A 12,478-nucleotide genomic window follows, 5' to 3' on the forward strand; every position below is an offset into this window, starting at 1 on the left:
GTCCGCGCCGCTGCCGTCCGTCATCTTCGATCCCATGCCTCGCCCCCGCGTGCCGCCCGCGCAGTCCGCGGGCGTGGCCCCGCCGGGTGCTCCGCCGCCCTTCAACGAGGAGATGCTGGACGTGCAGACGGAGCGGCGCACCGCGCCCCCCGGGCCTCCGCCTCCGCAGGAGCGCCGTGCTCCGGAGGCCGAGCGCCGGGGAGGCTCGGAGGCGGACCGCCGTGGCGCCGCGGGTCCGGCTGCCTCGGACCGTCGCGGCTCCACGTCCGCGCCACCGCAGGGCTACGTGGGCCCGGAGCGGCGCGGCTTCCGTCGCGGTGAAGGCTCGGATGCGCCGGCGACGAACCGCTTCTGGCCCGCGCAGCCCAAGACGCTCCAGGAGGCCGGCCTCAACGCGACGTTCGTGGAGGAGCTGGTCCTCAAGGCCATCTTCTTCGCGGGCGAGATGCGCGGCATGGACGTGGCCACGCGCCTGCAACTGCCCTCCGCGCTGGTGGACGAGGTCATCGAGGGCCTGCGCCGCCAGAAGTACATCGACATCCGTGGCGGTGGCGGATCCGGCGTGGGCCGCTCCACGATGATCTACCAGCTCACGACCTTCGTGACGGACGTGCTGCGGCAGATCTTGGACCGCAACCGCTACAACGGCCCGGCGCCCGTGCCGTTCAATGAATGGGTCGCCGCCGTGAAGCAGCAGACCGTGCGCGGCAACCGCATCACCCGCCATCGCATGGAGGACAAGTTCGGCGACCTGATCATCCGCGACTACATCTTCGACGGCATCGGCCCGGCGATGAACTCCGGGCGCGCCATCTTCTTCTACGGCCCTCCGGGCAACGGCAAGACGGCCATCTGCCAGGGCATGGTCAACTGCTACGAGGGGGACATCTTCGTCCCGCACGCGCTGCTCATCGACGACTTCGTGGTGAAGATGTTCGACGCGAACATCCACCGCGCGGTGGAGGACGAGCCCGGCATGCCCTCGTATGACCGCCGCTGGGTGCGCTGCCGTCGGCCGCTGGTGGTGGTGGGCGGTGAGCTCACGCTGGAGATGCTCGACCTCGTCTACACCCCGGAGGTGAAGTACTACGAGGCGCCGTTCCAGATGAAGGCGTCCAACGGGATGCTCCTCATCGACGACTTCGGCCGGCAGAAGGTGTCCCCCAAGGATCTGCTCAACCGGTGGATCGTCCCGCTGGAGAGCGACGTGGACATCCTCACGCTGCACACCGGCAAGAAGATCCAGGTGCCCTTCGACGTGTTCGCCGCGTTCTCCACCAACCTGGATCCGAGCGACCTGGTGGATGACGCCTTCCTGCGCCGCGTCCGCTACAAGCTGGAGGTGCAGCGCCCGGACGAGGAGCAGTTCCACGAGATCTTCCGGATGATGTGCAAGAAGCGCGGCGTGCCCTACGACGCGCGCGCCGTGGACTACCTCATCGACGAGCACTACCGCCCGAACCACCGGCCCTTCGCCGCGTGCCAGCCTCGCGACCTGTTGGATCAGGTCATCGACATGGCGAACTACCAGGGCCAGACGCCGCGCCTGGAGCCCGCGCTGCTGGACGCCGCCGTGCGCAGCTACTTCGTGCGCTTCGACAAGCCCGCGTCCTCCACGCCCACCTCCGCGTCCGCCCGCTGAAGCGGCTGGGGGCCGTCCCCCGCGAACGGCCCCCACGGCGACGGCTGGAGCCACGCGCGCACCGTCTCCACGGGCACGTTGGCCAGCACGTCCACGATGGACAGCCCCGTCACGAAGCGTCCCTCGCGCCCCTGCGCGTAGTCCGGGTGGCGGAAGCGCTGCCACAACAGGCGCACGTCCACCGCGCGGAAGCGCTCCGGCTTCAGGTACACCGTGGAGCCCGTCCCCGAGTAGTACGTGTGCGCGCCCGTCTGGAGGCAGTACTCCACCAGCCGCTGCGTCTTGTCGTCACCCCGGCGCTCCAGCGTGGAGGACAGCACCAGGTTCGGCTCCAAACCCAGCGGCGCGTAGAAGAGCGCCATGCTGGACAGGAGCACGCGCAGGAGCGACCCCGGACCGGACTCGCGCGCGGCGGCGTCATAGAAGGGCTCCAGGAGCGGCAGCACCTGCGCGCGGAAGTGGGGCCGGCCTCCGTAGAGCGTCACCAGGGCCTGCAGGTGCTTGCGCGCCCAGGGCTGGCTTGCGTCCACCGCCAGGTCGCGGATGCGCGTGTCGCGGTGCGGATCCTCCAGCGGGATGGACAGCCACTGGAAGCCCGGCTCGGACGGCGGGGGCGTGGGGACACCGTAGGGCAGGGCGACGCGGGTGCGGCGCTGCCAGCCGCGCCTCAGCCACTGCACGTCATCCAGCACCACCAGCGTGCCGGCGCGGGCCACCTGTTCGTAGAAGTCCACCCACGGCAGGTAGTGGGGCTGCTCCGCGACAAGGACTCCAGGGTGGCCGGACACGCCCCGGATGATAGGGCCTTTCAGCCGTTGCGCACGGGGTGGCGGAACACCGGCGGGAAGACGCGCGGGGCCTTCTTCTTGCGCACGCAGGTGGTGTCCGCGCTCATGTAGCAGGCGGAGAACGCGCGCCGCCGCTGTCCGGGCCGGCCGCGCCCGGAGCGGTGCCAGACGTGGTTGTGCACCAGCAGCGCTTCTCCGGCCCGCACCGGCAGGGACACGACATGTCTTTCCGCGTCCGCCGCCTCCACGCGGTCCGGGGGAATCACGCCGCCCAGCGTCGTCACCAGCCCCGCGCGGTGGCTGCCGGGGATCAGCTCCAGACAGCCGCCGCCCTCCGGCGCGTCGTCCAGCGCGGTCCAGATTTGAAGGTCCGGCTCGCGCGTGAGGCCCCACAGCTTTCCGCCGTCCTGGTGGAAGGGGAGGTTGCTGCCGCCCGCGGGGCCCTTGTGGAAGAGGATGGCGCGGTACAGGACGATGTCGCCGGGGATGCGCGAGCGGGCGATGCGCTCGAACAGCGGGTTCTCCAGCCACGCGAGGAAGCGCGGATCCTTCTCCAGCTTCTCCAGCTTGCGGTACTCCAGGGACGGCCCCTGCCAGCCCAGCCCCAGGGGCGCGTCCTCGTAGCGGCCGGTGGTGGCGTCCGGCTGGAAGAACATCCCCGGGTACACCACGCGGCCGAGCATCAGGTCGTCCGCCCGCTCGCGCAGCGCCTCCACGCCCGCGTCGTCCAGCACCCGGCCCAGGCGCGCGTAGCCGTGCGCCTCGTAGTGGGCGAGCACGGCCGCCACGTCCAACCCTTCCGCCTCCTGGCTGAGCATCCCCGGCACCATTGCCTGGAGCCGCGAGCGCGTCCAGCGCGGCCCTGCGCGGACAGGGGAGGGCGCCCTCGTGGGACGGGCCGTCTGCCCTTGCACCCGCGCCTGCCCGGCCGCATGGTGGGCGGGGATGCCCTACCGTCGCGCCACGCACCTCGTCTCCGCCCCGGACGGCACCCGGGTGGCGGTCCACACCCACAGCTCAGGCATGCCGGAGGAGGGGCGAGACGCCGCGCTCGCGGACCGCCCCACGGTGCTGCTGACCAACGGCATTGGCACGTCGGAGAACTTCTGGCGCCACCTGGTCGCGGACCTGGAGCAGGACCACCGCGTGGTGCACTGGGACTACCGCGGCCACGGCATGAGCGAGGAGTCGCGCGACGGGGACTACCGCGTGAAGGTGCACGTGGACGACCTGGAGCGCGTCACCGAGGCCGCCATGGCGCGCGGCGACGGCCGGCCGCCGCACCACATCGCCTTCTCCATGGGCGTGCGCATCCTGCTGGAGCTGTACCGCCGGCGTCCGGACCTGGTGCCGTCCATGACGCTCATCGCGGGGACGCCGGGCGTGCCGGGCTCGGCGGATCCTCGCTGGAGCTCCCGCTTCGTGCTGTCCGCCGCGAAGGGGATGCTCGCCGCCAGCACGCCGTGGGTGCCCGTGGCGGCGCCCGTGGTGAAGGCCTTCCTCGCCACCCCGCTGGCGGATCCGCTGGCCAGGGCCGTGGGCGCGCTGCGGCCCCGGGCTCCGCGCGAGGACATCGCCGAGTTCCTCGACGCGCTCTACCACATGAGCGCGCAGGCCTATTGGCGCACCCTGCGGGGCCTCACGGAGGGCCACGCCTGGGACGTCCTGCCGTCCATCCGGGTGCCGGTGCTGATCATCGCCGCCAGCGATGACGTCCTCGTGCCCCTGTCGGAAGTGCAGCGGCTGCACCGCGCGCTGCCCCAGGCCCACTGGCTCCAGGTGGACGACGCCGGCCACGCGGGCCTGCTGGAGGCCGGGACGGAGATGGCCCAGGCTGTTCGTGGCTTCCTGGATGCCCATGGATTAGGCGGTTTGAACCCCGCTCCGTGAGCCAGAAGTCACCGGCCGGGGTTTGCGTCGCCCTGTAATTTTGTGGTTTGTGAGGAGGCTCAGTACTCAACACGGAGTCTCCATGTCCTGGTCTTCCCGGCACCTGCTGGTCCCTTTGTCAGCGGTGCTGTTGGTGTTGTCGGCGTGCGGTGGCGATGACGACAACAAGAACCCTGTCTGCGGCAACGGCATCATCGAGAGTGGCGAGGCGTGCGACGACGGCAACCGCGTCGAAGGCGACCGCTGCAACAACAGCTGTCAGGTGACCACGCCCACGGTCGACGCGGGCACTGACGCAGGGACCGAGACGGACGCGGGCACGGACGCGGGCACTGACGCAGGGACCGAGACGGACGCGGGTACGGGCACCGACGCGGGCACCGAGACGGACGCGGGCACGGGCACCGACGCGGGCACCGAGACGGACGCGGGCACCGAGACGGACGCGGGCACCGAGACGGACGCGGGCACCGAGACGGACGCGGGCACGGGCACCGACGCCGGCACGGACGCTGGTACCGACGCGGGCACGGAGACCGACGCGGGCACGGATGGCGGCGCCATCGACGCGGGCCCGGCTCCGGACGCGGGCACGGACGCTGGCACGGGGACGGACGCTGGCACGGGCACGGACGCGGGCACCACGGTGACGCTGAGCGCCCTGGAGCCGGCCGCGGTCTTCGCGCGCTCGGGCACCACGGGTGAGACGATTCCGGAGCCGCTGGCGGTGACGCTGAGCGCCAACGCCACGGCGGACGTGGTGGTCCAGGTCGCCTCGTCCAGCCCCTCGGTGGTCGTGGCGAACAACGGCCAGGTGACGGTGCCCGCGGGCTCGCGCTCCGCGGCGGTCATCGTGACGGCGGACGACGCGGCGGGCTCCGCCAAGGCGACGCTGACGGCCACGCTGGGGGGTGACTCCCGCACCGCGACGGTGCGCGTGCTGGGTGCGACGGAGGCGGCCTCGCTGGCGTACCTGTCGCCGGAGACGGTGTCCCTGTCCGCCGGTCAGACGGCGAACGTCACCGTGACGCTCGACATCCCGGCCGCGGCGGCCACGTCCATCGCGCTGTCCACCACGGGCAACGTGGGCTCCGTGCCGGCCACCGTGACGGTGCCGGCCAACGAGGTCTCCGCGAAGTTCGTCTTCACCGCCGGCGCGGCCGGCACGACGGGCACCATCGTGGCCACGCTCAACAGCCAGTCCGTGTCCGCCCAGGCGAAGGTCTCCGCCGCTCCCACGACGAACCACATCGTCATCAGTGAGGTCGCGGGTGGCGGCCCCAACGGTGCGGGCGATGAGTTCGTGGAGCTCTACAACCCGACGAACGCCGAGGTGAACATCGCTGGCTGGAAGCTCCAGTACCGGAGCGCTTCAGGCCCTGACTACAACAACAGCTTCACGCTGCCTTCCACCGCGCGCATCGCGGCCCACGGCTTCTACCTGCTGACCCACAGGGATTACGCGGGCGCCGTTGCTGGGGACACCAGCTGGGTCACGGCCCTCAACTTGAGCGCCACCGTGGGCCACGTCCGCATCGGCACCGCCGCGATGGGCAGCTCCGCAAGCGACACGAACGCGGTGGACACGGTGGGCTATGGCGCCACGGCGAACGCCGCCGAAGGCAAGAGCCCCATCACCGGCACCATCGCCACCAACGGCAGCATCGAGCGCAGGGCCAACGCCGGCTCGTCCGCCGCCACCATGGAGGGCGGCTCGGACGCGACGAAGGGCAACAGCTACGACACCGACGTGAACAGCGCGGACTTCATCATCCGCACCAAGCGTGACCCGCAGAACAAGTCGAGCGCCCTCGAAGTGCCTTGACGCACTGAGCAGTGAAACGGCCCCCACCGTCCGTCCAGGAACGGTGGGGGCTGGAAATACCCGCGCGCTTTCGCCATAAGCGGGGGCGTGCGAGTCGTCTCCTGGAACGTCAACGGTCTGCGCTCCATCCACCGCAAGGGCTTCCTCCCTTGGCTGTCCAAGGCCCGGGCGGACATCGTGGGGCTGCAGGAGGTGCGCGCCCGCGTGGAGCAGCTGCCCGCGGAGGTCCGCGCCCCGCGCCGTTGGAAGACCCACTTCGTGGCCGCGGAGCGCCCCGGCTACAGCGGCGTGGGCCTCTTCAGCCGCCACGAACCGGAAGAGCTCACCACCACCCTGGACGCGCCGGAGATGGACGCGGAGGGCCGCCTCCAGTTCGCCCGCTTCGGCAAGCTGACCGTGGTCAACGGCTACTTCCCCAACGGCAACGGGAAGGACCGCGACCTGTCCCGCATCCCCTTCAAGCTGGACTTCTACCGCCGCCTCTTCGCGCGCCTGGAGAAGCCCCTGCGCGACAACCAGCGCGTGCTGGTGATGGGGGACTTCAACACCGCCCACCAGGACATCGACCTGGCGCGCCCGCGTGAGAACCGGGAGACGAGCGGCTTCCGCCCGGAGGAGCGCGCGGAGTTCGACCGGTGGATCCGCTCAGGCTGGGTGGACACCTTCCGCCACTTCAACGCTTCGGGCGGCCACTACTCCTGGTGGAGCCAGCGCGCCGGCGTGCGCGAGAAGAACATCGGCTGGCGCATCGACTACGTGCTCGCCACCCCCGCGGCGCTCGCCTTCGTGAAGAAGGCCTCCGTGCACGCGGACGTCCACGGGTCGGATCACTGCCCGGTGAGCGTGGACCTGGACCCCGCGGTCCTCGCCTGAAACCCCTCATGCCCAAGGGATTCCCCTCATGAACGCACTGCTCTCCATCTGGACCTGGCTCGAGGTGGCCCTCGTCGCCCTGGTGGGCTTCTTCGTCCAGCTCTTCCTGCTCGCCGTCACGTTCCTGTTCGACAAGCGCCGCTACGTGGTGGGCCGCTGCTTCCGCCTGGTGGGCGTCACCGCCGCGAAGCTCACGCCCTACTGGCGCTTCGGCGTGCACGGGAACGTGCCGGACCGCGTGGCGCCCAACACCGTGGTGGTGAGCAACCACGAGTCCAACGCGGATCCGTTCCTCATCTCCCACCTGCCGTGGGAGATGAAGTGGCTGGGCAAGAAGAGCCTCTTCAAGGTGCCCGTGGTGGGCTGGATGATGGGCATCGCCGGGGACATCCCGGTGGAGCGCGGCGACCGCGACTCGGCCACCGGCGCCATGGCGCGCTGCAAGCAGTGGATGCAGAAGGGGATGCCGGTGATGATCTTCCCGGAGGGCACGCGCTCCAAGACGGAGGAGCTCCTGCCCTTCAAGGACGGCGCCTTCCGGCTCGCCATTGAAATGCAGGCGGACGTGCTGCCCCTGGCGGTGAGCGGCACGCGGCTGGCGCTGCCCAAGCACTCGTGGCGCTTCGCCACGTCGCGCGGACTGGTGACGGTGGGCACGCCCATCTCCACGAAGGGGATGACGCTGGACGACGTGGAGTCGCTCAAGAACCAGGCGCGCGCCCAGATTGAAGCCCTGCGCGCGTCGCTCAAGCCGCTGACGGGGAGCGCGGCCCCCGTGCCGGCGGCGGACGCCAACGCCGCCCGCTGAGAGACCGGCGGGCCGGGCATCCGTCGTCCATCCACACCGCTTCCCAGATTGTTCTTCCCCCCAGGGTTGTCTGGACTATGGAGTCCCCAGGTCCGGTCTCCATGGACAGCTCGGCGCGAGGCGCCCGGGAAGGAAGCGTGTGATGACGCTGGGCGGTCCACGTGAAGAGCAGCGGGTGTCCACGGGCATTCCCGGCCTGGACACCGTGCTGTGCGGCGGCCTGCGCAAGGGCCGCATGTACATGGTCCTGGGTCTGCCGGGAGCGGGCAAGACCATCCTGGCCAACCAGATCTGCTTCCATCAGGCGGCCCAGGGCCAGCGCGTCCTCTACCTCACGCTCCTCGCCGAGTCGCACACGGAGCTGGTGAGCAACCTCCAGACGCTGTCGTTCTTCGACCCGGCCTGCGTGCCGGGGAAGATCAGCTACCTGAGCGCCTTCACCATCCTGGAGCAGGGCGGGCTGGACGCGCTCGCGGAGCTGGTGCGCAAGGAGATCAGGGCGCACAAGGCCTCGCTGCTGGTGCTGGACGGCCTGCTGGCGGCGGAGGAGCTGGCCCCGTCGCGGCAGGCGCTCAAGAAGTTCATCCACGGCCTCCAGGTCGTGACGAGCCTCATCGGCTGCACCACGGTCGTGCTCACCACCGGCGGCGAAAAAGGTCTGCGCGCCGAGCACACCATGGTGGACGGCCTCATCCTGCTCCAGCAGCGCACCTTCGGCGTGCGCACCCTGCGCGAGCTGAGCGTGCGCAAGTTCCGCGGCAGCGCGTACAAGCTGGGCCAGCACGGCTTTGAAATCACCGGCGACGGGCTCACCGTCTACCCCCGCCTGGAGTCCATGGTGGACGGCAACCTGGTGCCCGGGGCGGGGACGCGCGAGCGCGACGCCTTCGGCGTGGCCGGCCTGGACGCGATGCTCAAGGGCGGCGTGCCGGCGGGCTCCACCACCATCCTCCTGGGGCCTCCGGGCAGCGGCAAGACGCTGCTGGGCCTGAGCTTCCTGGCGGAGGGCGCGCGCCAGGGGGAGCGCAGCCACTACTTCGCCTTCTACGACGCGCCGGAGCGGATGCTCGCGCAGGCGGCGGGCGTGGGCCTGCACCTGCAGCCCCTGATGGAGCGCGGGGACCTGGAGGTGAGCTTCCGGCCTCCCACGGAGAACATCCTCGACAAGCTGGGCACGGAGCTGCTGACACTCGTGCGCAGCGGGCGGGTGCGGCGCATCTTCCTGGATGGCTACGAGGCCTTGCTCCGCGCCTCCACGCGCCGTGTGCGGGTGGCCCGCTTCCTGGCGGCGCTCGTCAACGAGTGCCGGGTGCGCGAGGTGACGCTCCTCTACACGGCGGAGGCCACCGCCGCGTTCGGGCCGGAGGTGAAGTTCCCGCTCAAGGGCATCTCCATGGTGGCGGAGAACATCCTGTTCCTTCGCATGGTGGAGCTGCACTCCGGGCTGCGCCGCGTCATCGCGGTGCTCAAGGTGCGCAACAGCGCCTACGATTCCGCCCTGCGTGAGCTGGAGATCACGGGCAGGGGACTCAAGGTGGGCCAGCCCTTCGAGGAAGGGCAGATGTTGATGACGGGGCTCGCGCGCACGCGGACCCCGGAGCCGACCCCGGTGCCGAAGCCCCGCCGCAAGCCGCGCGCGGGCACCACGTCCTCCGCCAGGGCGACTCCGTCGAAGCCGCGCCGCAACGTCCGCAAGCGCCGGGGCAACTGACCATGGGGCCCGTCCTCATCGTCGACGACGAGTTCGGCATCGTGGAGGCCGTCCGCGATCTCTTGTCCGACGAAGGCTACCGCACGGCCATCGCGCTCAACGGCCGCGAGGCCCTGGAGCGGATGCGTCAGGAGCGCCCGGCGTTGGTGCTGCTCGACTACATGATGCCGGTGCTCAACGGGCCGGGCGTGCTGGAGTCCATGCACCAGGACCCGGCCCTGAAGGACGTCCCGGTGGTGATGATGAGCGCCAGCCCGCCGGAGTTCTGGCAGCACCTGGCCGTCGCGGGCTTCCTGCCCAAGCCCTTCGACATCGATCAGCTGATCGCCATCGTCCGGCGCATGGTCGGCCCGCCGCCGCGGACGCACTGAAGCAGCTCCAGCCCTTTCCTGCGTCGAGGTGAGGCCCCGCGCATCCTGGCGCGGTGTGGCCCCCTGACGCCCGCGCTCCATCCGACCCATACACGGCGCACTGCATCAACAGCTTGACCGCACGGCGTGTGTTCCCGGCTGCTTGCAAATGGGTAAAAGGGGCTGGTATTTCTTCGTCAATCGAACGAACTCGCATGTTCGCGATGGGCGGGGACGCGGGACGGCTTCTGCCACCAGGAGCCCGGGTGACGAGAGAGCGCGGATTCTCCTCTGGCATATGTCGGCGTGGGTAACGCGACGCAGCATGCGGGCGGCGGCTTTCAGCAGGTTCGTATTTCTTCGCCGTAAGAACGAAGTCATCCCAGCAAGACAACCCGGAGGGGATTCATGCTTCGCAACAAGCGTTTCGCGTGGATGTTGGCGGCCGTTGGCGTTCTGGCGACATCGGGGCTCGTGGGCGCCTGTGATCCCGAGGACGAGCCGCAGACCCCCAGCACCCAGAACGACGCCGGCACCAAGACGGACGCGGGCACCAACACCGACGCGGGCACCAACACCGACGCGGGCACCAACACCGACGCCGGGACGACCACGGACGCCGGGACGACCACGGACGCGGGCACGGAGACGGACGCCGGCACCACCACCGATGCTGGCACCCAGGCGACGCTGCCCCTGGCCGTGGACGGCACCTGGGCGCCCAGCGGCTACATGGGATCGGGCGGAGGCAATCAGGGCGGTCTGGTGGACGAGCCCGTCTGCCACACGCCCCGCCCGGGCGCGGGCCTGGGCACCTGCCACAAGTTCACGGCCACCCAGAAGAACGATGCGTGGGCCGGTGTCTTCTGGCAGTTCCCGGAGGGCGCCTGGGAGGATGACCCGCGCCCGGGCTTCCAGGTGCCGGATGGCGCGAACGCCGTGACCTTCTACGCTTGGAGCGAGACCGGCGGAGAGGTCGTGAACTTCTTCGCGGGTTACGAAGGCAAGGACGGGTGGACGAAGAAGATCGAGGTCACGCTGACCACCGAGCCCAAGCAGTACACGCTGGACATCAGCAAGATCCGCTACAGCACGGTCGGCGGGGGCTTCGGCTGGTCGGCGGGCGGGCTGGACGTCAAGCCGCTTGTCCTCTTCATTGACGACATCCAGTGGAAGTAACCCCCACCTGAGCGCCCGGTGCGCCAAACCAGGAACGTGAGCGGACGATGAGAGCGGGAACGGCGGTGTTGACGGTCGACGCGGCGGGCATGCGGGCCCAGAACAGCGGGCTGCTGCTGAACATGATCTGGCGCGAGCGTCAGATCTCCCGGGCGGAGATTGCCCGGCGCACGGAGCTCAGCCCGTCCACCGTCTCCGCCATCGTCGCGGACCTGGAGCAGGCGGGCCTGGTGCGCAGCATTGGCGCCGGGGTCTCCCGTGGAGGCCGCCGTCCCACGCTCATCGGCTTCTGCGATGAAGCGTTCAGCCTGGTGGGCGTCGAACTGGGCGCCTCCCACGTCACCGTCGTCCTCACGGACCTCCGTGGCCGCGTGCGCACGCAGAGCAAGGCGAGCCACGCGGTGCGCGGCGATCCGGAAGGGTCGCTGCAGAAGGCGAAGGAGCTGATCCAGGAGTGCCTGGAAGCCGAGCGCGTCCCGCGCCGCTCCGTCGTCGGCATGGGGGTGGCCGTGCCCAGCCCCGTGCACCCGGCGGCGCCCGGCAAGATGTCCCCGCTCATCCTCCCCGCGTGGAAGCACGTGGACGTGAAGGACTGGTTCCAGACCACCTTCGACATGCCGGTGTTCGTGGACAACGACGCGAACCTCGGCGCGCTGTCGGAGTGCTTCTGGGGCGCGGGCTCCGGCGGCGAGGACCTCACGTACATCAAGCTGGCCACCGGTATCGGCGCCGGTCACATCATCCACGGCGACGTGTACCGGGGCGCCGGCGGAACGGCCGGTGAAATCGGCCACATCCCGGTGGACTCCAACGGGCCGCTCTGCGTGTGCGGCCTGAGGGGCTGCCTCGTCACGCTCATCGGCTCCACGGCGCTCACGGAGCGCGCGCGCGAGCTCATGGGCACCCGCGGCCGCAAGGGCCCCACCGTGCGCGACCTGGTGGAGGGCGCCCGCACGGGCGACGCCGCCGCGAAGCAGATCATCGACGGCATGGGCGCCTACCTGGGCATCGCCGTGGGCGGCCTGCTCAACCTGTTGAACCCCGCCATCGTCGTGCTCGGCGGAGAGATTTCGTCCGTGGGCGAGATGCTGCTCGACCCCTTGCGCGCGTCCGTGCGCCAGCGCGCCCTGTCCGTCTCCATGGCGGAGACGCGCATCGTCACGTCCACGCTGGGAGAGCGGGCCATCGCCGTGGGCGCGGCCACCCTGGTGCTCCAGGCGGCGCTGCGCGACCGCTCCCTCTTTCCCACGCAGACCGCCGGGAGAACCGCATGACATCGCGCCGTGTTGTCCTCGCCCTGGCCCTCTCGGGCCTGGGAGTGGCTTCGTGTGATCCGGCAGCAGGTCTGGATAACAAGCAAAACGATCAACCCAGGCCAGTGACGGAGCAGCCGGGGACGGGCTGGGAGATCG

General features: G+C 70.4%; 11 protein-coding genes. 9 read left to right on the plus strand and 2 right to left on the minus strand.

What is annotated here, in order from left to right; genetic code table 11:
• Positions 1-10: 10 nt before the first annotated feature.
• Positions 11-1,642, plus strand: a complete 1,632-nt coding sequence (locus tag D7X55_RS24985; RefSeq protein WP_407921788.1) for an ATPase — start codon at positions 11-13, stop codon at positions 1,640-1,642.
• Here the strand turns inward: D7X55_RS24985 and D7X55_RS24990 are convergent.
• Both D7X55_RS24990 and D7X55_RS24995 read right to left on the minus strand, forming a co-directional pair.
• A complete protein-coding gene (locus tag D7X55_RS24990) occupies positions 1,582-2,430 on the minus strand; it encodes a WbqC family protein (RefSeq protein WP_121724398.1) in 849 nt (282 codons plus the stop codon). The two genes, D7X55_RS24985 and D7X55_RS24990, sit on opposite strands and share 61 nt — an antisense overlap.
• 20 nt (positions 2,431-2,450) lie before the next feature.
• Complete coding sequence (locus D7X55_RS24995) at positions 2,451-3,248, minus strand: phytanoyl-CoA dioxygenase family protein (RefSeq protein ID WP_121724399.1); 798 nt, start codon at positions 3,246-3,248, stop codon at positions 2,451-2,453.
• 127 nt (positions 3,249-3,375) lie between these two features.
• Between D7X55_RS24995 and D7X55_RS25000 the strand changes: the two genes are divergently transcribed.
• The 8 genes from D7X55_RS25000 to D7X55_RS25035 all read left to right on the plus strand — a co-directional run bounded on the left by D7X55_RS25000 (position 3,376) and on the right by D7X55_RS25035 (position 12,340).
• Positions 3,376-4,320 carry an alpha/beta fold hydrolase gene (locus D7X55_RS25000; protein WP_120548910.1) on the plus strand — a complete coding sequence of 315 codons (945 nt, stop codon included), beginning with the start codon at positions 3,376-3,378 and terminating at the stop codon, positions 4,318-4,320.
• Positions 4,321-4,402: 82 nt separating this feature from the next.
• Positions 4,403-6,145: a lamin tail domain-containing protein gene (locus D7X55_RS25005; protein WP_121724400.1), complete on the plus strand. Its 1,743-nt coding sequence runs from the start codon at positions 4,403-4,405 to the stop codon at positions 6,143-6,145.
• Positions 6,146-6,232: 87 nt separating this feature from the next.
• On the plus strand, positions 6,233-7,018 hold the full coding sequence (locus tag D7X55_RS25010) for an exodeoxyribonuclease III (RefSeq protein WP_120548912.1): 786 nt from the start codon (positions 6,233-6,235) through the stop codon (positions 7,016-7,018).
• Positions 7,019-7,046: 28 nt separating this feature from the next.
• The gene (locus tag D7X55_RS25015; RefSeq protein ID WP_121724401.1) at positions 7,047-7,826 is read left to right on the plus strand and encodes a 1-acyl-sn-glycerol-3-phosphate acyltransferase; all 780 of its coding nucleotides are present in this window, start codon (positions 7,047-7,049) and stop codon (positions 7,824-7,826) included.
• Between the two features lie 142 nt (positions 7,827-7,968).
• Positions 7,969-9,537 carry an ATPase domain-containing protein gene (locus D7X55_RS25020; protein ID WP_121724402.1) on the plus strand — a complete coding sequence of 523 codons (1,569 nt, stop codon included), beginning with the start codon at positions 7,969-7,971 and terminating at the stop codon, positions 9,535-9,537.
• A 2-nt stretch (positions 9,538-9,539) separates the two neighbouring features.
• Complete coding sequence (locus tag D7X55_RS25025; RefSeq protein WP_120548915.1) at positions 9,540-9,908, plus strand: response regulator; 369 nt, start codon at positions 9,540-9,542, stop codon at positions 9,906-9,908.
• 387 nt (positions 9,909-10,295) lie between these two features.
• On the plus strand, positions 10,296-11,066 hold the full coding sequence (locus D7X55_RS25030) for a hypothetical protein (RefSeq protein WP_121724403.1): 771 nt from the start codon (positions 10,296-10,298) through the stop codon (positions 11,064-11,066).
• A 47-nt stretch (positions 11,067-11,113) separates the two neighbouring features.
• Positions 11,114-12,340 (plus strand): ROK family transcriptional regulator, encoded by a 1,227-nt coding sequence (locus D7X55_RS25035; protein ID WP_121724404.1) that lies wholly within the window; start codon positions 11,114-11,116, stop codon positions 12,338-12,340.
• The last annotated feature ends 138 nt before the right edge of the window (positions 12,341-12,478 follow it).

The sequence above is a fragment of the Corallococcus sp. AB049A genome (genome assembly GCF_003668885.1).
Taxonomy (GTDB): Bacteria; Myxococcota; Myxococcia; order Myxococcales; family Myxococcaceae; genus Corallococcus; species Corallococcus interemptor.

Bases quoted from the DNA above. Each gene is read 5' to 3' on its own strand.
- D7X55_RS24995 (WP_121724399.1), bottom strand. From the start codon at position 3,248: ATGCTCAGCCAGGAGGCGGAAGGGTTGGACGTGGCGGCCGTGCTCGCC.
- D7X55_RS25000 (WP_120548910.1), top strand. From the start codon at position 3,376: ATGCCCTACCGTCGCGCCACGCACCTCGTCTCCGCCCCGGACGGCACC.
- D7X55_RS25005 (WP_121724400.1), top strand. From the start codon at position 4,403: ATGTCCTGGTCTTCCCGGCACCTGCTGGTCCCTTTGTCAGCGGTGCTG.
- D7X55_RS25015 (WP_121724401.1), top strand. From the start codon at position 7,047: ATGAACGCACTGCTCTCCATCTGGACCTGGCTCGAGGTGGCCCTCGTC.
- D7X55_RS25020 (WP_121724402.1), top strand. From the start codon at position 7,969: ATGACGCTGGGCGGTCCACGTGAAGAGCAGCGGGTGTCCACGGGCATT.
- D7X55_RS25025 (WP_120548915.1), top strand. From the start codon at position 9,540: ATGGGGCCCGTCCTCATCGTCGACGACGAGTTCGGCATCGTGGAGGCC.
- D7X55_RS25030 (WP_121724403.1), top strand. From the start codon at position 10,296: ATGCTTCGCAACAAGCGTTTCGCGTGGATGTTGGCGGCCGTTGGCGTT.
- D7X55_RS25035 (WP_121724404.1), top strand. From the start codon at position 11,114: ATGAGAGCGGGAACGGCGGTGTTGACGGTCGACGCGGCGGGCATGCGG.